Origin of the sequence: Bradyrhizobium sp. LMTR 3 (assembly GCF_001693485.1) — a bacterium.
Classification (GTDB): domain Bacteria; phylum Pseudomonadota; class Alphaproteobacteria; order Rhizobiales; family Xanthobacteraceae; genus Bradyrhizobium.
In genome coordinates this window covers 33,178-50,779 of the sequence record NZ_MAXC01000053.1, presented here as the reverse complement: position 1 = coordinate 50,779, position 17,602 = coordinate 33,178, and the positions used below count along the sequence as shown (strand labels likewise).

Below are 17,602 nucleotides of genomic sequence, written 5' to 3'. Positions count from 1 at the left end.
CCGGGAACAGCTGAGCGTGTTCAGCCACTTTGCGGTTATATACGGAGAAGATCGCCGGTCGCCAATCATTCGGGAGGTATTTGAGTATTTGACCCTTGTTTCCCTCCTTGACTTCGCTCAGGGAGCCCTCAAGTAGGTATGGACTTACAAGGGTCAAATCGGACTGAAAATCCTCAACCTGGCTGGGCGTTGGGGAGAACGGCAAATAGTCGGTAAAGAACTTCGTTAAAAATTCGTAAGAGATATCTGACATTTAGGCTGGACCGACTATTTTTTTAAGGAACTTGACAGGGGAGCACGAGTTAGCGATAAACCTGACCACTCCGGGAGTGATGGCGCGTTGCGACATTTGCCGTTGGGCCGCTACCTGAGTCTAAACATCTTTGAAAGAGGCTCCCGAATAGGGGGCCTCTTTCGCCGTTTAAAGACCTCATAACTTGCCCAACAAACCGAGACAGCCCCCTCAAGGGCTGTCTGTGGTATGAGACGAACCGTCTGGGTGAGCCACACGAACGTGCCGCTCTCGTGCATCACAACCAGCACACTCGATCCAACTTTAGCCGACGCCATACTCGGCCAGCGTACCTTTGTCCTAGAAAAGAAGCCCGTTGATCTTCTCGATTGTCAATCCGGCCGTCTTGGACGGGCTTGACGGCGTGCGCGAGCTCCAAGAACCTGCGGTGGGCTTTTTCTTCGGGTCGGGGTAGGGCGGTCTGCAGTCGGCTTCATGCAGCAATCTTGATGATCTTCGTAGGCTCCGCGCATAGCGATCTTGCGCACATCATCCGGCAGAGGACGCTATAGCGCCTTGCTTCATCCCATGGCGCCCGCATCCAGACGTCACGGCCTTAGCGGTCGCCAGGATCACGTGCATGGCTTTTGGGTGAATAGGCTCGATAAGCGCGTTCGGGCCGTCATCAGAAAGCGTAGACGAGGTGAGGCCCGAGACCGGCTTTGGATTTGGTGCTGCGGTCGCCCTTGAACTCGGTCCCGATGCCAGCGCAGGCACAGAGCGGCCGATCCTCATTCATCGCGAAACAGATGACATCCTTCTTCGTTTCGGGGTTCGCTTCGGGGCGCATTCGGCAAAGCCGTTGAAGGGCACGAGGCACCGGTTGTCCAGCTTGAGCCACACGCGCCAGTGTGGCGACGACGTGTTCCGGATGTTGCTCACTGGCGGGCCGCCGGTCTGGGCCGCTCAAGCCGCAACGGGTCGGAGATGTGGACGAAAGAGCGCTAACGCCTGAAAACTGCGTAAGCACGCGCCAAATGAAGACTTTCCGAATGCGTCTGTGGCATGCTCGCTTTTTTTAACACGTCGTCCCCTGCATACAATCGGTAGCGTCGATTCCAAGCGCCGGCCACAGACAAAAGGACCAAAAATGAAGAATCAGAAGAAGCCGGGAAGTGATCACGGCGCGGATTTCGTCGAAATCACGATTGTCGTGAACGGTCAGCCTGTCGTCATTAAGGCCGTAGAGCAGCAGCCGCTGCATGTGGCCTGCCAAAAGGCGCTGGAGGAGACCAAGAACCTGGCTCAGCCGCCCGAGAATTGGGAGATCAAGAACGAAGCGGGCGAGCTGTTGGATCCGGACAAGAAGGTAGGGGAGTTTGGATTCGGCAAGGAAGTGACGCTGTTCCTGAGTCTCAAGGCTGGCGTGGCCGGTGGCTGATCTCCAAACTGTCGATCCCGAGGTCTCGCGCGTAAAGTTCGAGCGGGAGCTTGCCAACTATCGGAGCATGGAATCGGTCTATCGCAAGAGGGGCTGGATCCTGCTTGAAGCAGAGTTTCCGGAAATCTTCGTGGTTTTCGCGGCGACCAAGCCAAGACCGCCTCCGATCGTCGCTGGCATCGCGCTGAATTTTACGGATTACGATCTACGGCCGCCCTCCGTCAGGTTCGTGGACCCTTTCACGCGCGAACCGATACCCGCCAAATTGCTCCAGGTGCAAATGCTTCGCCGTGCGGCAATCCCGGGCGCAACTCCCGAAACCATTCTGGCGCTGGCCCAGCAGGGAGGGGTGCAAATGACAAACATGATTCAGTACAACAGCCCTGATGATCGGCCATTTATTTGTCTTCCCGGTATTCGCGAATACCACGACAATCCCGCTCACACGGGTGATTCATGGCTAATGCATCGAGGCTCTGGCGAAGGATCCTTAGCTTTTATCCTCGAAAAGATATGGCACCACGGGGTAAAGCCGATCGAGCATTACCAGGTACAGGTGCAGGTCCAGATCCCGGCGGTGAACGTGCTGCCCTCATTACTGGCCGTACCGGAATGAATCAGATTGCGGACGTTACGGTCCTCTCGGTACCGCCTGGCTGCGTAGACGAACTCCATGCCCATTTGCGGAAGGTGGGTCGTGAAGGGCATGAAGGTCTCGGCCTCTGGGTAGGCCGTCAGACGGGGCACCATTTTCAGGTACATAGGACGCTCATTCCCGCCCAGCGCCACATACGTACTGCCGATGGGGTGTGCGTCGTAATAGGACCTGAAGAGCTGCATCGCATAAATGTATGGCTGTACCGGGAGAAGCTTGCGCTCATTGCCCAGATACACAGTCATCCCGGCCGAGCCTATCATTCCAGCACGGACGACGAGTACGCGATCGCCACGACGGTGGGGTGCTTGTCTTTGGTCGTGCCGGACTTCGCGCGAGTGCCCTTCGATCTCAGGGACGTCGCATCGTACCGGCTTGACGGGGCTGGAGTGTGGCGCCCCTTGTCGGTTGGCCAGGTTACGCGGATGATTTTAATCAAGGATTGAACGATGGCCAGGGCCAACTTCATGGACCGCGCGGCGTCGGCAGCGTCGCGGGTGCTGACCAATTTCAAGATGTCGGCGTTCGAGGACAGGCTTGCCGCGCAAGTGATCGGAGTGTCTTTCGACGGCGCAGCCGTGCAGTCGTGGGAAGGCAGAGCCAGCCTTGATATGATCATCAGGCTGTTGTCGCGTCTTTATCCCACAATCGCGCTGCGGCCTCTCGATGAAAAGGCGAAGGATCATGTTCCAATCCTGGAGTTCCTGGCGAAGTCCATAAATCCTGAGATCGAGCTCGCGAAAACCAGGAAGGCCGTTACGGTTTCCGTGGTCGTTGGAAGCAGTCCGTCGCGCATTAAGTGTCCGACCTTCTTCATCGGCTCGGACGAATGGAGAGCCAAACTTTCGAGCCGCGTTCCGGTTGGCTCCGGCAAGTCGATGAATCCGTTTGGCGCGGGAGCTACGGCATGCTTCGCGGCAGCCAACGTTTTTCGGACGGTATTTGCCGACCAGCTGGAGCAGGGCGACGCCGACGAACTTATCGACCTGTCAATGCTGACCTACGCCCAGGGTACTCCTGACTCCGGTCCGGGTATGGAAGGAACGGATATCGGCGAGACTCACCTCGTCGGGCTCGGCGCGATCGGCAATGGTGCCATTTGGGCCTTGGCTCGCACGGCGAGCCTTAAGGGATCGCTCCGTCTGGTGGACGATGAGGAGGTCGATCTTTCGAATCTACAGCGCTACGTGCTGGCCGGCCAATGTGATGTTGGTTCACCAAAAGTGGATCTGGCGCGTGCCGCGCTCGCGGACACGGCGCTGGAAGTGTCGGCTCATTGTGCCAAATGGGACGTCTATGTGAGCGACCGGAACGATTGGATGTTCGAAAGAGTCGCTGTCGCATTGGACAACGCTCCGGACCGCATTGCCGTGCAGGGGGCGTTGCCGAAATGGATCGTAAACGCCTGGACACAAGAACTTGATCTCGGAGTGTCGCGCCATGGCTTTGATGACGGCCGGGCATGTCTGGCCTGCCTTTACTTGCCTCACGGGAAGATAAAGGACGAAGACGAGAAGATTGCTGAGGAGCTGAAGATGCCGGAGGCGCAACAGGAGATCCGGGATCTCCTTCAGACGAACAGGCCGGTGGATGTAGGTTTCGTCGAACGTGTCGCCAAGGCGTTCAACATTCCGTCCGAAGCCCTTAAAGAGTTTGTCGGCCAGTCCGTCCGATCCTTTCACCAGCGGGCAATCTGCGGGGGGATTGTCATGCGCCTGACGGACGGAGCGCAGCCGGTGAGAGCCGTTGTGCCGATGTCGTTTCAGTCGGCTCTCGCTGGTATAATGTTGGCGGCGGATCTCGTGAAGCACGCTTCCGGGCTTCTGAACCTGCGGACCACAAGCACACGGATTAACCTGCTTCGTCCACTCGCCTCGCACCTTCACGATCCCAAGGCGAAAGATCCGTCGGGACGGTGCATCTGCGCCGATGAAGACTTCTTAGCTGCATATCGACGAAAGTACGGAAGCTGCAGAGCTCGTTAACTTCGATCTGATCACTATAGAATGCCTCGCCTCACGGTAGGCGCCGCCAACGTGCGCCTCCAGCCGGACGCGCTGTTTTCATTTGGAAACGGCTGCCAATCTATTGAGATTGCTGAGGGGCGCCTTTTCCCAAATGCGCCACTATGAACCGGATTTCGATTCCAGAACACCCCCGGCAAGAGCGCGAAGGAGTGGATCACACCACCGCCTGGGTCACGCCCATGCCGGCCGCCTCGATCGCAACCGCAACCGACTGCACGATCGCGGCAAAGCGGACCGCGGTTTGGATGGCCGCCGAGCTGACGCCGGCTTCCCGCAGCGCCTTCTCATGAGCGTCCATGCAGGCGCCGCAGCCGTTGATGGCGCTTACCGCCAGCGACCACAGCTCGAAATCGGCTTTGTCCACGCCGGGATTGCCGATCACGTTCATGCGCAGCCGCGCCGGAATCGTCTTGTATTCCGGATTGGAGGCGAGGTGAACGAAGCGGTAGTAGACGTTGTTCATTGCCATCACGGAGGCTGCGGATTTCGCCGCCGCGACCGCGGCCGGCGTCATCACGACGGCGGCCTCAGATTCCATTGCGGCGATCACCACGGGATTGCGCGCCGCGATCGCGGTGGCGAGCAACAGCCCGTATTTGCTCTGCGGTGATAGCGTCTCATCCGACATCATCGACGCCAAGTTGAGTCTGACGTCCTTGGCGAAATCGGGAATCTGGTCCTTTAGCTGTTCAATCAACATGATGCCTCAAGCAACTTTCAAGGTTTCGCCGCCGATCTCGCGGTTACAGGCGCAGAGCTCGTCGGTCTGTAGCGCGTCCAGAACGCGCAGCGTGTCCTTCGGGCTGCGGCCGACATTTAGATTGGTCGCGTAAACGTGCTGGATCGTATTTTCGGGGTCGACGACGAATGTGTAGCGATAGGCGACGCCGTCGGGCGAACGCACATCGAGGCCATCGACCAGCCCGCCCTTAGTGTCGGCAAACTGCCAGATTGGCAGATGTTGCAGGTCCTTGTGCGAGCGCCGCCAGGCGAGCTTGCAGAACTCGTTGTCGGTCGAACCGCCTAGCACGACCGCATCGCGGTCGGCAAAATCCTTCGATAGCCGGGCAAACTCCGCGATCTCGGTTGGGCAGACGAAGGTGAAATCCTTGGGGTAGAAGAAGATGACTTTCCATTTCCCAGGGAAGCTGTTCTCCGTCAGCGTCTCGAACGCGCTCTGCCCGTTCTCCTCGTGCTGGTGAAAGCCGGGCTTGACGCCTGTGATTTCGAACGACGGCAGCTTACTTCCAATTCCAAGCATATTGTCCTCACAAGATTGCTTCGCGCGGAAACTGATGATTCCGGCATCAGGCGAAGCAAGCGATATGCCAGATGATATCGCGATTCAACTGGCGGAAATGCAACAATCGGACGCTCGCCGTGGAGGCAACTCAACATCATGGTTTCCATTGAATGGTCCTGCCGTCCTGCTTCAATGACTGAGTATGTTGCCGTGCTCGACCGGTTGCGCGCCTTTGAACGATTAGCCCAAGTCAAATGTTCGGGTGTGTTATAATGCCAAAAGAATGCGCTTGATAAGATGAACTCAGCGCGCGGGGCAATGTTCCGCCAAGCCACTGGTCGCCCTCACGACGCGCGCGAGGACCGCTGATGTGAGGTGGAGCGGGAGCTGGGATGAACTTGTTTTGATCGATGCCGATGGATCGGGGATAGTAGCCGAGCGAGCTCAAGCCAGATCCGTTGATCAGGATCAAAGGCAGCGTAGACGCTTTTAGGCATAAGGAGTGATCTGGAAGAATTGGGAGGCACGGATGTCAGCAACTGAAATCGCGACACGTCATTTTTCCGCCGCCATTGCGGAGGCGGAGGGCGCGGGTCTTGGGACTGACAGCGTTTGCCGCGCGCTGCTTAGTTGTTTGGTCGCGAAATATCTCGAGAGCCGGCCGGTCGACGACGTTCAGTCGGAGTTGCGCTTCGTCGCCGATAATTGCGATCCAGCGACGGATTTCATGTTCATGCGGCCGTAGCGCGGCTGCGCTCTCTCTCTTCATCATTGCGAGGAGCGGAGCGACGAACTAATCTATTCTCTCCTTCTGCCGCACGATGGATTGCTTCGCTGCATCAGCGGCTTGCCTTCTGGGAGGTCAAGGCTCGCTCATGGCCCTCGTGTGAGAAGAAACGTCACGTTCAACGCGAGCACAGAGATCGATGTCAAGCGCGCCAAGCCCTCCTGTAACATCGCGTCTGTCATTGGCGATGTAACGGCGATCCGGACGGTTTTGGGAATTGAGTCATCGGCGCTCTCCCCGAGGACAGCAAACATTTCGGCAGCGGGAATGTGAACAATAAGCCTCGCTGCTATTGCGACGCATGCGCGGGCCGAAATGTTCGACGGTAATTCGAGATCGATGCCGTAGGAGAGACGTACAGCGGCGGGGTCGCCAAAGGCGGTGCCTCAAACTGTTACAACACAGCGTCCATCAGCAACGCTTTAACTACATCATCGGCGTTGAATTCGCGGCCACGGGACTTGGCGCGTCGCTGCATTTGCTAAGATCGAGGCCGCCGCGGACGTTCTCGGGGTCAAAATTGTGGATTTCCTCCCGCCGTGATCAAGCTGTCGGATCTGATGATTGGTAAATAGGCGCTGACGCGATGGAATGCGCGCGAATGCGCGGCAGACGCAGGGCGATGTCGCGCCATCGTCCCTCCACGACCTGTCGCTAGCACAGCAGCGTCGTGCCGACATCTCCGGTGAAAGTCCGCCACGCGGCATGGTTTTTCGGGAACAGCAGTGAGGAGCGGCACGCCAGCAATGATCGCATCAGCAAATTCCTCGCAGGCCCTGCCCGGACGCCTCCTTCCTGGAGAATTTGTTGATCACGAGGAGATCGACGTGCCGTTTGATCGCGCGGGACACGACAACTGCGGCATCGGCAAACCCATTAGCATCGTGTTTGCAGGACATGGCGCCGCTGCCGAGCGGCCGACGGATCGGAATCTCGCGCCCCGTTGCAACGTCGAGTGCTAGCATGGTTTTTCGTGCCGTTTGCGCCCTTGAAGGTTCGCTGGACGATGCCGCCGACGCGCACGCCTTGCCGCGCGAGATCCTGGGTCAAGTCGGCGAGCAGTCTATCCGCGTCTTGTTCCGGCCTGTAGAGGATTGCCGCAACGCGCTTGGGATCGATCTCGGCGAGGTTGGCGATCATAGGCTTGATCCTCTGGTCGTTTCACCTGCAGCGCCTGCCTGTCCAGTATCTACTGCTGGCGTAGATGGCGCGATGCCCTAGGGTTCAGAGGTCGTGAACCGGCGAGACGACCTTTGACCTGGGGCGAATACGTCAATTCCATAGTTGAGCCTTAGCGCATAGGCAGCTGCGCGTCATGCGCGCCGTGCTGGAGGTCGCCGCCACACCTTTGGCCCGTACACTGAACTGCGCATCGATTGCAAAGCTAGCGAGCCTATCGCTGAAGGCGATTTCGATCCGGTCTGGTGTGGCTGTCCTCACGTGCTCTCCTTGCGCTGCACTTCTCGATCAACGCTGCGGTGAAGATTACCGCAAGGCCGAGCATCACCATGCCCACGGCGAGCCAGCTTGGCCACGGCGGCGTTCGGAAGCGGCTGCACCACGAAAGACAGCCCGTACAAAACCGATCCGACCACAAGCCCGGCAAAGGTGAAGGGGAGGGTGCGTCCGTCCCACAGAGACGCGCGAATTCCGCGATCAGCTTTGGCTGCGTCGACTCACAGGTGCCGAGCGCTTTCACAGCGTGCTCCGCGGCTGCGCCATAAAGCGCCGCCGCCGGATTGTAGATCGACAGTTTTGCGAAAGTCTCCGCGTCGTTCACAAACTTCTGAGTCGAACTCCACAGCACGAGGTTGCCGATCGCATAGGTGAAGCGGCTTTCCGGAACCGCGAGACGGTTCTCGACCAGTTTGCTCGGGCGGGCATCGTCGGCCGAGAGAAACATCTCAAACGGCGCCCCTTGCGTGATCTGGCCGTAAAACTGTCCGCTCGCGCCAAAGCTCAACGGGGCCTCGCCTAGTCTTCTGCTTAAACGACGCTGCATCTCCTTGGCCTGCATGGTGAAGTTCGCAGCGACCGTCACATCGATCTCTGCCGCTTCTGCAGTTCCGACCACAAGCAGCGTCAGAATTGAATTGATCAGGATCAATCGGGTAAGCGTCATCGGGAATTCCTGGGACGGGGCCGCTGCGATGGCTGTGGCCATCGCGGCTCTTTACTCCTCATCCCAGCAATCCGCGTGCCGTTCAGGAAAATGGTGCGCGGCCTTGGTTGATGATAGTAAAACGCGCATAGCTGCCAGCGTGCCCTGTCGAATGGCTGGGTCGGCTTGTCATGCTTCCGATATCGGCGTCTTCAACCGCACATGCGTGGCACGACAAGAGTGGAAGCTTAAGATGATGCCGCTCGCCTCTCGTGCCGAGCTTCTCGTTTCACGCCGCGGCGCTTGCCTGTCCAGGCTCTGCTGTTGGTGTGGAAGCCGCTATGGTTTGCAGTGGCGGTTCGGAGGCCGAGAGCAGCGAAACTTGCTTGAGCTGGGCGAATACGTCGATTCCAGCCTTGAGGCCTAGCGAATCAAAGGAGAAACGCGTGATGCGCGCCAAAATCTCCGCGCCCGAGCCCCCGGTGCCGAGCGCAAGTACCAGCGTGATCTCAGCCGCGCCGAGCGGCAAACAGGCTCTGATGCGCGCCGGAAAAACGTTGAGGATGGAGCCTGCGCGCGGCGCTTCGCGCGCGACGCTGACGTCGCAGGCAGAGATGCGCAGCCGTTGGTGCACGCCTGGTGCAAGCGGCGGCGCCGGCACCAACAGGCGCGCACCTTTGAGGCGGAGAATAAGAAGCCCATAGCGCGCATCATAGCCGCTCACCACGGCATCAAGGCTGATGGCGGCTTCCCGGCTCGTCGCAATCGGCAGCGCAGGATCGCTCTGCAAGACATGCAGTGGCCCAGCCGCGGTTACCATGCCGCGCTCCATCATAACGAGATAATCGGCAAAGCGTTCGATCTCCGCCATGTCATGGCCGATGTAGATCATCGGCAGAGCGAGCTTCTCGGGCAGGCGCCCGACGAACGGCAGAATCTCACGTTTGGCGCAGCTGTCGAGCGCGCCAAGCGGCTCGTCCATCACAAGCAATCTGGGCTGAGACAAGAGCGCGCGACCGATGGCGACGCGCTGCCGCTCGCCGCTGGAGAGATGCGAGGGAGAGCGGTCGAGCAGCGTCGCCAGATCGAGCAGTTCGATCACCTCATCAAACGCGATCGGCCGCGGTTTGGGCTTGGGCGCACCGTAAAGCAAGTTGCGCCTGACCGACAAATGGGGAAAAAGGCTAGCTTCCTGAGACACATAGCCGATAGGACGCAGATGAGGTGGGCGGAAGGTAGTCTCGTCCTGCCATACCTCGCCATCGATGGCGCAGAAGCCGGTCGGCAAACGCTCAAGGCCGGCGATGCAGCGTGCCACCGCAGTCTTGCCGCAGCCTGGCGGGCCGAAAATCGCCGCCACGCCTTTGGCCGGTACGCTCAAGTGCGTATCGACCGGAAAGCTAGTGATACCGCCGCTGAAGGCAATTTCAATTCGGCCCGGTGTGGCTGTCCTCACGTGCTCCTCCTTCTGCTGTATTTGTCGATCAAGGTTAAGGTGAGGACTACCGAAACGGCGAACATCGCCATGCCGCCGGCAAGCCAGCTTGCTTCGCGCCAGCGCGACACTTGGACAAAATCGAAGAGAAAGGCCGACAGGACCTTGGTGCGCCCAGGAATGTTGCCGCCGATCATAACCACGACCCCGAACGTGCCGATCGTATGCGCAAAGCCAAGCACGGCGGCTCTCATAATACCCGGTAACGCCAGAGGCACGGCGACCGTGAAGAAGGCATATAATGGCGAGGCGCGCAGAGTGGCCGCGATCTCAAGCGGGCGGTCACCCACAGCAGCGAAGGCGTTGCGGATGGGCTGCACCACCAAAGGAAGCGCGGACAAGACCGATCCGACCACGAGTCCCGCAAAGGTGAAGGCCAGCGTGCGCCCGCCCCAGAGAGAGGCGAGAACGCCGACCGGGCGGGGGCCGAGCAGGGCAAGCAGATAAAAACCGAGTACTGTTGGCGGCAGCACCAGCGGCAGCGCGATGATCATGGCCACCGCCTCAGTCCAAAGGCTCTTCGAGCGTGCTAGCCACCACGCGAGCGGCGTGCCAATGATCAGCAGGATCACGGTGGTCACGCTCGCGAGCTCGATCGTGAGCCCGAGCGACTGCCAGATTTCTGGTGAAAAGCTATCCATGCGCGTCAACTTAAGCGTTCGAGCACAGAGCAGATGGTCATGCTCGCGCAATGATTGCGTAGGCTAGCGGGCCCTTTACGGAAGGCGCGCGTCGCTCGTTTATTGGCGTCAGTCTCCAACCGCACCACGTCCTGCAAGATCGGGTCACAAACTCCTGCGGCACGAGCCAGCGCGAAACGGTCTTGCTGTCTGCGAGTTGCGAATGCGGGGCGGCGCTGAGCTCGGCATTGACCGTCTCGACCAACTGGGTAGGCCTGCGTGATGGTTGCGCTTTCGACCAGCATCGGTTGCATCCCGACATAGACGTCGATCGCCTTCATCGCTTCCACCGCAGCCGCGCCATAGAGCGCCGCGGCGGAGTTGCAGATCGACAATTTTAGGAAAGATGCTGTCCTGAACGTGTCGGAGCCGTTCACGAACTTGGCCATCCTGCTCCAGAGCACCAGGCTGCCCCTAGCGTAGGTGAGCCGGCTTTCACGTACGGCGAGAACATCCTCGACCAATTTCTTCGTGCGGGAATCGCCGGCCGAGAGAATCACTTGGCGCAGCCCGTCCGGCGTAATCTGGCTATAAAGCTGTCGGCTCGCGCCGAACACGGCCTTCTGTTTGGATTTCTGCTTGAAGGTTGCGAGGTCCCCGGCCGGCTCGGTGAACTTGGCGGCAACCGCGACATTGATTTTCGCCCGTTCTTCACTTCCGAGCATAAGCGGCATCAGTGCTTTGATCGGGATCAATCGAGCGCGGCTCATCGGGCAGTCCTGAGACGGGGCCGCTGCGAGCACTTTGGCAGCGGCGGGTTTGCTCCTGATCCCAGCAATCGGCGTGCCGCTCGCCGGATCTGGTGCGTGCCTTGCATGGCCAGCGAAAACACGCGTAACTGCGTGCTTTTGGATGATGTTGCCGATCGTCGGACTTCCGACATCGTCGTCTTGAATCGGACAGGTTGGCCGCTCGTGTTATGTCGGTCGCCTCTCAACGCGCGGCGGCCAGATATTCGAGCGTATTGAGGGAGGAAAATCATGACAGGATCGGAACTGCGGCCGCCGCGCGGGCGTCTCGACCTGGTGAAACCTCCTTTATGTCCAGGTTCTGATCGCGATCCTGATCGGTGTCCTCGTCCGCTGCTGTCGCCGTCTCTCGCGACCAATAACTTGGTAAAGTCGCTCGGCGACGGCTTGATTAAGCCGATCAAGATTGGTGATCGCGCCGATCATCTTCTGTAAGGTGGTTTCCGGCATCGCTCGCATCCGTCATGCGAAAAAGGTCGGACGCTTATATGCCCCAATGAACCAACCATGTGTGTAAGTTCAATGGGTTAGATGTGGTAATCTACCACGTGCCGGACGCAGGAAAAGCGCTGTAATGAGTTGATAAGATCGCAAGTTTAGTTGCATTTCAATGGTTTGCTCCCTTCGTCTAGCGGTCAGGACGCGGCCTCTCAAGGCTGAAACAGGGGTTCGATTCCCCTAGGGAGCGCCAGCCTCACTCCTTTCGATCTGAGTTTCCTCTCGTTTTCGGCTTTTTCCCAAGCCCACGGAAGTGGTTTGGACAATCCTGTTCGCCTTGTGTCCCTCAAGCTTGATCACTGCGTCTTCCGCAAGCCCAAGCCTCTTCGGTATAGCGCTCAGCTTCAGCCAGCGTCGTGTGTCCGAGGACAGACATGATCATCTTCGCCGTTGCGCCGGCTTCGGCGAGCAAACGTCCGGCGGCTTTCCTTAGGCCGTGCGGCTTGCAATCGAGAGGCAGTCCGGCCTCCGAGATAGCGTTGCGCATCCATCCACTAAACCATCAACGGTGAAGGACTTGCCGTAAGCAGTCGTAATGATCACGACGTGTTGCATGTCATAAGCGTCGAGCGCTTCGACGGTGTCCCGATGTAACGGGATGAGAAGCTCGCGCCCGGTCTTCTGTTGCTTTATCCTGATCTTGCGCTCTGCCGTGATTGTGCGTCTGCGCCATCCAGACTACGTCGGAGCGGCGCTGACCCAGATTGAGGAAAAGGTGAAATGCCGTGCGCTGTTTGGTGCCGAGCGGCCAGCGTTTTTTGAATTGCTCAATTTCGTCATCGGTCCACGACGAATTTTTTTGATCTCCGGCCGCTTGATACCCAATGAGGGATCATGCTTCAGCCATCCGATGTTGATCGCGAGACGGATCAGGATCCGAAGCTTCTTCAGAGTATCGAGTGCCGCACCGGGGTGATCCGCATAGGCTGAAGAATGCCGGTGATGATGCGCTCACGCGAGAGCCCGGCGACCGTGCGATGACCGTGTTCGGTGCGGAGCGTCTCAAGGCGGCTAATGTAGCCTGTCTTGCTCGTATCACGGAGGCCAACGTATTCGGCGCTCTTCATGTAGGAGGCAATGAGCGCCGAGATGGCGCCTGGCGCGGCCGGCACAAACCGATCTCGAACCGGGGCTGACTGGCCTAGCAGTGCGGCTTGGTACGCCGCCATAAATTCTTCGCTTGCGGGGTCATTCGGCAAACGAACGCCGATGTCCTTTGCCGCGACGAAACGATAGGTATGTATGGCCCTTGACGTGATTGCGCTCAACGTGAGGCGGCAGTTTGCGGGGCATCGACATCACTCCACGTTTCGTCAACGCGAGTATTATTGCCTTCGGATGGCGCTGCATGCCGCTCATAAGGAAGCACAGAAGCCCTTCGCCCGCGCCGCCGGAGCGATCTTTGCATTTTTTTGGAGCGCGTCCCTGGACTTAGATCAGTTATCGCGCCGCTTCGGAAGATCCGAAGATCAATCCTGCCGAACGCCAGCGTCTTGAAACGAAGCGCTTGGCCGGCACCATCAACGCGAGCGGTTCTTGTTTGAAAGGAAGCTCAAGGCGCTGGCCCGGTTGGAGGCGCGGGAGAGGAAATCGCTGGAGACGAAAATCCGCAGACAAATCTACGAGGCGGAGCCTGGTCGGGATGAGAAGGCTCGAAACTACTACGATCAGTTCATGACCAACATGATCGATGTCACGGGGGCCAAAGAGGCAGACCAAGTCGGCATGTCCAATAAAAAATCTTGGAAGAACCTCAAATCGAGCAATCGGAAGCCGACTGGCTACGCTTGGGGCGAGGCGACCGTTCCGAACGTTTGTATAGTTTAAGCTTTACATTCAGATTAGAATGTAAAGCTATAGATTGACATTCAGTGCCATTCTCGTATAGTTTTATCTATACAAGTCCTGGCGATCTGTCAAGCTATGAGTATGCAAATGAGTGTTCAAGACGTAGTTCAGAAGCAATATCAGAGGCTTGTCGACAAGGCAGCGGCAGACCACGCCGCTTTGCGGACACCGCCGGAAGGGTGGTTCCGAACGGTCCGAAACGCACTAGGCATGTCTGGCACCCAGCTGGCGAAGAGGTTGGGCGTCACCCGGGCTCGCATCCCTCAGATTGAGCAGGCTGAACTTACTGGCGCAGCAACCCTGAAATCGATGCAGGCTGCAGCGGAGGCCATGGGCTGCCGGTTTGTCTACGCCGTCCTTCCCGTCGGAACGATCCAGGATGTCATAGCTGCTCAGGCGCGAAAAAAGGCGCAGGCGTTAGTCGGTCGGGCAAGCACCCACATGGCGCTTGAGGACCAAGCACTTTCCAATGCCAAGATCGCTGCGGAAGTGGAACGTATAGCAGCCGACCTCATGCGGGAGATGCCGTCCAATTTTTGGAGCGACAAATGACCGGGCTGACAGAATATCCGGAGGGCGCCACACCCCTAGACCCCAACGAGCTCGGGGGCTTGAAATTCAAGCACATCACCACTCGTGAAGAGCTGGACGAACTTGAGCAAGCGAATATCGAGTCCGGTTTGCAATGGCTTGGCCGCCATCGCGGCGAGGTTCTGACGGATGACTTTGCAGTTAGCCTGCATAAGCGGATGTTTGGCGACGTCTGGGACTGGGCAGGTACGTTCCGCAAGACTGGCAAGAATATCGGCGTCGATCCTCTTCACATCCCCGTTCAATTGCGGACGTTGATGGATGACGCGCGGTACTGGTCACAAAATAAGACATATCCTGAATTGGAGGCAGCGGCACGGTTTCATCATCGGCTGGTTCAAATCCACCCATTTCCAAACGGAAACGGACGGCATTCTCGGATCATGGCGGATACGATGCTTGAGCGGGTCTATGGTGCGAAGCCTATCGATTGGGCGGGTGGATACGACCTTCAAAAAATGAATGATCGGCGCACTACCTATATTGCAGCGCTGAAGGCTGCCGACGCAGGCAATCTCACCCCGCTAATGGCCTTCTGCAATCCTAACGGTGGCCGCTGACAACGACGTGAAAAAGCGATGGTAGGCGCACGAAGGGGGAGCGCATGAGCCGTACCGTCACAATTCCGACCGCCGGCATCGGCAAGGCCATCGCAGCCCTCACAATAGGCTTCGTCAAGCTTGTCCGACGGCGCGTTGAAGATCGTCGCAACCGGCCAGAAGGAGATCCCGCAGCGCCGGCATAGCGAACCGGACGCACGAAGCAGACTGACCGCGATCGCAAGGCGCGCTCTCCTAGAGGTTGCGGGACACGACCATACACGGAGGCCGAATTTGTTCTGCCTTATCGAGCTACCCGAGCAGCCCTCAGGCTACGTCAATCTCTCGACCGGATCCGATTAGGAGGCCTGGATCCGGAAATGTCTCCCGGAGGGGCCGCATCAGGAAGTGCAGCGACGACTGATCTCCAATCTCAAACACGTTCTCGTCGGGTTGAAGATGAAGGCCGCACGGATCGTTTTCGCCGCCGACAGGACGAGCGGCAGCAAGCGGCTCTGGCTGGAGCCGTAACCCGTTGTCGCATTGTCCAAAGCTGTTACGGGCTCCGCGTATTCGCGGCCCGAATTTTGGACGGTGCCGTCTCGGGCATCATCAGCATGGCGCAGAGTCCGGCGGCGGTAGCGACAAGCATGTACCAAGCGGGCGCCAGCGCGTTCCCAGTAACGTGGGTCAGCCAAGCGACGACGAGTTGAGCTGTGCCTCCGAAGGTCGCTATCGCAACAGCGTAGATCGTCGCGAAGGCGCCGCCTCGGATGCTCTTGGGCAAGCCTTCGGCCATACCAACATAGAAGGCGCTATACGGAATCGTTCCGACGAGGGTGAGCGCGCCGAGACCTCCGAGAAGCGCCATGGGACTGCGGCTCTCTACGATCCACAAGAACACCGGATAGGTCATCAGCAGCGCGGCGATCTGCGGCCATATCATGATGGGCCGGCGTCCGGCCCGATCTGCGAGCCAACCGCCCAGGAGTGCGGCAGCAATCCCTACTGCATTGCTGACGACCGTCGTCGCAAAGGCGAGAGGCGCGGCAACTTGCAGGGTGTTCAGTGCATAAGTCGTCATATATTCCGTGACATAGGTGATAATCGTGCAGCTGGCCAAAATAATCAATCCCAAGCTCATCATGCGGCGGCTGGCACGCAATTTCCTTGCGGGATCAACGGCGAGGGCGGGCGCTTCAGGTCGGTGCAGCGTTTCGGGGAGGGCCCTGCGCAACCAAAGTCCGACCGGCAGCGTACAGGCGCCGAGCAGAAATGCGATCCGCCATCCGTACGCATCCAGCGACTCGCTTGTCATAGTGAGGGAGAGTATTTCTCCGACTAGCGCTCCGGCCGTTGCAGCTATTTGTTGGCTGGCAGGCTGAAACGAGACGGCAAGGCCCCGGCGTCCGGCCGGAGCCGCTTCCATCAGATAGGCGGTCGTCGGACCGACTTCGCCTCCCAGGGCGAAGCCCTGCACCAAACGCGCGAAAATAACCAATAACGGAGCGGCGATTCCTATCGTGTCGTACGAGGGCATCACAGCCAACACGAGTATCGCGACACTCATCATAACAAAACTGGCGGTCATTGCGGGCCGGCGTCCGACTCGATCCGAGTACGAGCCGATCACAATGGCCCCGATGGGTCTGGTCACGAAACCCGCTCCGAAGGTCACGAGCGACAGCATGAGGCTGGCGAACTGATCCTTCGCCGGGAAGAACGCGTGACCGATCTGGATGGCGAAAAAGCTATAGGTCCCGAAATCGTAGAATTCGAGCATATTGCCGATCGTCGCGCCCAACACGGCATGGCTGGTCAAGCCTTCATCTGCCGCAAGGAGGGTTGGCTTCGAGCTTCGCTGATTGAATTGTTTAGCCATGCATGCTTGGATCCATCTCGAATGCAATCCTAGAACATTCCGATCAATGATGTGGAGCACCTTGCGCTCCGCATGAGTAAGAAGCCGGTTCGCGCGACTCACCATCTCAAAAGCTGGATCACTGCGGCGCAGCCGCGAGCCTGTACGTGGGCCTATTACAATCTTTGCCCCGACGATGAAACCCCGCCGACAACGCCAGCGATCGCGTTCGGCGTCGCGGATCGGGTATTGGCGATCGGTGATTGTTTGGGCGCAGCGCAACCAGATGGCTGCGCTTGAAAGGAGCCTTGTAGCTCAGAGAAGTGCCGGCAGCACATGTACGGTTCGAGCTCGTGAATCGGTGTTGTCTTTCGACGCCAGATGATGTCCGCGGGCCTTTAGCGCCATATCGAGCCCGCACCAAGGGCACCAGCCGCCTTCGCTCACGCTGCGCACCATTGCCTCTCGACCTTTTCGGCGTCAAAGGCGCATTCTCGCAAGTATCCTTTTGGCTCTCCCCTAAACTGAAGTGCCACAGTCAGCTCGTCAGGGCCGAATGGACGACTTTCAGAAAACTCACTGCCGGAGCCGGGACCTGACGTATATGCGCTGATCGCGGGTGTTGCGTGCGTAGGGCGAGGCCGAGACATTATCTGGCGATCTGCGCCTGTTGTATCCGCGACAATGCAGCAGGACAAAACACGCGGCTGCGCTGTGTGTGCCAGTATGAGATATTCCTTTGATTAATGAACGTTGATGCACTGTTTTCGCCACCGGCACGCATTTGCCCGGACCCGACGATTGCTGCAATCAAAAGAGTGCTACGCGAGCACAAGGTCATCTTTCTTCCGCAAC

General features: G+C 58.6%; 17 protein-coding genes, 1 tRNA gene and 2 pseudogenes. 10 read left to right on the top strand and 10 right to left on the bottom strand.

Features of this window, described 5'->3' with window-relative positions:
• Positions 1-1,382: 1,382 nt before the first annotated feature.
• Genes LMTR3_RS32470 through LMTR3_RS32455 form a run of 4 tightly spaced genes read left to right on the top strand, consistent with a single transcriptional unit; the run spans position 1,383 to position 4,313 of the window.
• Positions 1,383-1,673 (top strand): DUF2604 domain-containing protein, encoded by a 291-nt coding sequence (locus LMTR3_RS32470; RefSeq protein WP_065749047.1) that lies wholly within the window; start codon positions 1,383-1,385, stop codon positions 1,671-1,673.
• Positions 1,666-2,289: a putative metal-binding protein gene (locus tag LMTR3_RS32465; protein ID WP_065749046.1), complete on the top strand. Its 624-nt coding sequence runs from the start codon at positions 1,666-1,668 to the stop codon at positions 2,287-2,289. The genes LMTR3_RS32470 and LMTR3_RS32465 overlap by 8 nt, the downstream gene beginning before the upstream one ends.
• Positions 2,187-2,774 (top strand): Mov34/MPN/PAD-1 family protein, encoded by a 588-nt coding sequence (locus LMTR3_RS32460; RefSeq protein WP_349643835.1) that lies wholly within the window; start codon positions 2,187-2,189, stop codon positions 2,772-2,774. The genes LMTR3_RS32465 and LMTR3_RS32460 overlap by 103 nt, the downstream gene beginning before the upstream one ends.
• Positions 2,775-2,777: 3 nt before the next feature.
• Positions 2,778-4,313: an E2 ligase fold family C protein gene (locus tag LMTR3_RS32455; RefSeq protein ID WP_065749044.1), complete on the top strand. Its 1,536-nt coding sequence runs from the start codon at positions 2,778-2,780 to the stop codon at positions 4,311-4,313.
• A 196-nt stretch (positions 4,314-4,509) separates the two neighbouring features.
• Here LMTR3_RS32455 and ahpD read toward each other — a convergent pair whose 3' ends face one another.
• Positions 4,510-5,055 carry an alkylhydroperoxidase, AhpD family gene (ahpD, locus tag LMTR3_RS32450; protein WP_065749043.1) on the bottom strand — a complete coding sequence of 182 codons (546 nt, stop codon included), beginning with the start codon at positions 5,053-5,055 and terminating at the stop codon, positions 4,510-4,512.
• Positions 5,056-5,061: 6 nt separating this feature from the next.
• Entirely contained in the window at positions 5,062-5,616 is a 555-nt protein-coding gene (locus tag LMTR3_RS32445; protein WP_028350616.1) for a peroxiredoxin, read from the bottom strand.
• A gap of 511 nt (positions 5,617-6,127) precedes the next feature.
• Here LMTR3_RS32445 and LMTR3_RS32440 point away from each other — a divergent pair.
• Positions 6,128-6,343 carry a hypothetical protein gene (locus LMTR3_RS32440; protein ID WP_028350617.1) on the top strand — a complete coding sequence of 72 codons (216 nt, stop codon included), beginning with the start codon at positions 6,128-6,130 and terminating at the stop codon, positions 6,341-6,343.
• A gap of 797 nt (positions 6,344-7,140) precedes the next feature.
• Here the strand turns inward: LMTR3_RS32440 and LMTR3_RS32435 are convergent.
• The 5 genes and pseudogenes from LMTR3_RS32435 to modA (LMTR3_RS32415) form a co-directional block, all read right to left on the bottom strand.
• Positions 7,141-7,525, bottom strand: a pseudogene (locus LMTR3_RS32435) (DUF2478 domain-containing protein).
• A 253-nt stretch (positions 7,526-7,778) separates the two neighbouring features.
• Positions 7,779-8,426: a molybdate ABC transporter substrate-binding protein gene (modA, locus tag LMTR3_RS40435; RefSeq protein WP_502686690.1), complete on the bottom strand. Its 648-nt coding sequence runs from the start codon at positions 8,424-8,426 to the stop codon at positions 7,779-7,781.
• A 349-nt stretch (positions 8,427-8,775) separates the two neighbouring features.
• Positions 8,776-9,942 carry a molybdenum ABC transporter ATP-binding protein gene (gene modC, locus LMTR3_RS32425; RefSeq protein ID WP_065749041.1) on the bottom strand — a complete coding sequence of 389 codons (1,167 nt, stop codon included), beginning with the start codon at positions 9,940-9,942 and terminating at the stop codon, positions 8,776-8,778.
• Positions 9,939-10,622: a molybdate ABC transporter permease subunit gene (gene modB, locus LMTR3_RS32420; protein WP_065749040.1), complete on the bottom strand. Its 684-nt coding sequence runs from the start codon at positions 10,620-10,622 to the stop codon at positions 9,939-9,941. The genes modC and modB overlap by 4 nt, the downstream gene beginning before the upstream one ends.
• Positions 10,623-10,627: 5 nt before the next feature.
• Entirely contained in the window at positions 10,628-11,371 is a 744-nt protein-coding gene (gene modA, locus LMTR3_RS32415; protein ID WP_141686913.1) for a molybdate ABC transporter substrate-binding protein, read from the bottom strand.
• Positions 11,372-11,693: 322 nt separating this feature from the next.
• Here modA (LMTR3_RS32415) and LMTR3_RS38150 point away from each other — a divergent pair.
• Positions 11,694-11,897 (top strand): annotated as a pseudogene (locus LMTR3_RS38150) (cation:dicarboxylate symporter family transporter); the annotation flags it as partial.
• 130 nt (positions 11,898-12,027) lie between these two features.
• Positions 12,028-12,101, top strand: a tRNA-OTHER gene (locus LMTR3_RS32410).
• Positions 12,102-12,194: 93 nt separating this feature from the next.
• On the opposite strand, the gene LMTR3_RS39585 is transcribed toward LMTR3_RS32410, so the two are convergent.
• Both LMTR3_RS39585 and LMTR3_RS39580 read right to left on the bottom strand, forming a co-directional pair.
• Positions 12,195-12,395, bottom strand: a complete 201-nt coding sequence (locus LMTR3_RS39585) for a tyrosine-type recombinase/integrase (protein ID WP_245320074.1) — start codon at positions 12,393-12,395, stop codon at positions 12,195-12,197.
• 400 nt (positions 12,396-12,795) lie between these two features.
• Positions 12,796-13,176, bottom strand: a complete 381-nt coding sequence (locus LMTR3_RS39580) for a hypothetical protein (protein ID WP_245320073.1) — start codon at positions 13,174-13,176, stop codon at positions 12,796-12,798.
• 268 nt (positions 13,177-13,444) lie between these two features.
• On the opposite strand from LMTR3_RS39580, the gene LMTR3_RS32400 reads away from it, so the two are divergent.
• The 3 genes from LMTR3_RS32400 to LMTR3_RS32390 all read left to right on the top strand — a co-directional run bounded on the left by LMTR3_RS32400 (position 13,445) and on the right by LMTR3_RS32390 (position 14,907).
• Positions 13,445-13,735: a hypothetical protein gene (locus LMTR3_RS32400; RefSeq protein ID WP_065749039.1), complete on the top strand. Its 291-nt coding sequence runs from the start codon at positions 13,445-13,447 to the stop codon at positions 13,733-13,735.
• A gap of 108 nt (positions 13,736-13,843) precedes the next feature.
• On the top strand, positions 13,844-14,308 hold the full coding sequence (locus tag LMTR3_RS32395) for a mobile mystery protein A (protein ID WP_065749325.1): 465 nt from the start codon (positions 13,844-13,846) through the stop codon (positions 14,306-14,308).
• A complete protein-coding gene (locus LMTR3_RS32390; protein ID WP_065749038.1) occupies positions 14,305-14,907 on the top strand; it encodes a mobile mystery protein B in 603 nt (200 codons plus the stop codon). The genes LMTR3_RS32395 and LMTR3_RS32390 overlap by 4 nt, the downstream gene beginning before the upstream one ends.
• 535 nt (positions 14,908-15,442) lie before the next feature.
• On the opposite strand, the gene LMTR3_RS32380 is transcribed toward LMTR3_RS32390, so the two are convergent.
• Entirely contained in the window at positions 15,443-16,768 is a 1,326-nt protein-coding gene (locus tag LMTR3_RS32380; protein WP_065749036.1) for an MFS transporter, read from the bottom strand.
• Positions 16,769-17,602 lie beyond the last annotated feature (834 nt).

Coding starts and splice junctions, on each gene's coding strand:
- LMTR3_RS32460 (WP_349643835.1), top strand. CDS start 2,187: ATGGCACCACGGGGTAAAGCCGATCGAGCATTACCAGGTACAGGTGCA.
- LMTR3_RS39585 (WP_245320074.1), bottom strand. CDS start 12,395: ATGCGCAACGCTATCTCGGAGGCCGGACTGCCTCTCGATTGCAAGCCG.
- LMTR3_RS32455 (WP_065749044.1), top strand. CDS start 2,778: ATGGCCAGGGCCAACTTCATGGACCGCGCGGCGTCGGCAGCGTCGCGG.
- LMTR3_RS32380 (WP_065749036.1), bottom strand. CDS start 16,768: ATGGCTAAACAATTCAATCAGCGAAGCTCGAAGCCAACCCTCCTTGCG.
- modA (WP_141686913.1), bottom strand. CDS start 11,371: ATGAGCCGCGCTCGATTGATCCCGATCAAAGCACTGATGCCGCTTATG.
- LMTR3_RS32395 (WP_065749325.1), top strand. CDS start 13,844: ATGAGTGTTCAAGACGTAGTTCAGAAGCAATATCAGAGGCTTGTCGAC.
- LMTR3_RS32440 (WP_028350617.1), top strand. CDS start 6,128: ATGTCAGCAACTGAAATCGCGACACGTCATTTTTCCGCCGCCATTGCG.
- LMTR3_RS32470 (WP_065749047.1), top strand. CDS start 1,383: ATGAAGAATCAGAAGAAGCCGGGAAGTGATCACGGCGCGGATTTCGTC.
- LMTR3_RS32445 (WP_028350616.1), bottom strand. CDS start 5,616: ATGCTTGGAATTGGAAGTAAGCTGCCGTCGTTCGAAATCACAGGCGTC.
- modB (WP_065749040.1), bottom strand. CDS start 10,622: ATGGATAGCTTTTCACCAGAAATCTGGCAGTCGCTCGGGCTCACGATC.
- ahpD (WP_065749043.1), bottom strand. CDS start 5,055: ATGTTGATTGAACAGCTAAAGGACCAGATTCCCGATTTCGCCAAGGAC.
- LMTR3_RS32390 (WP_065749038.1), top strand. CDS start 14,305: ATGACCGGGCTGACAGAATATCCGGAGGGCGCCACACCCCTAGACCCC.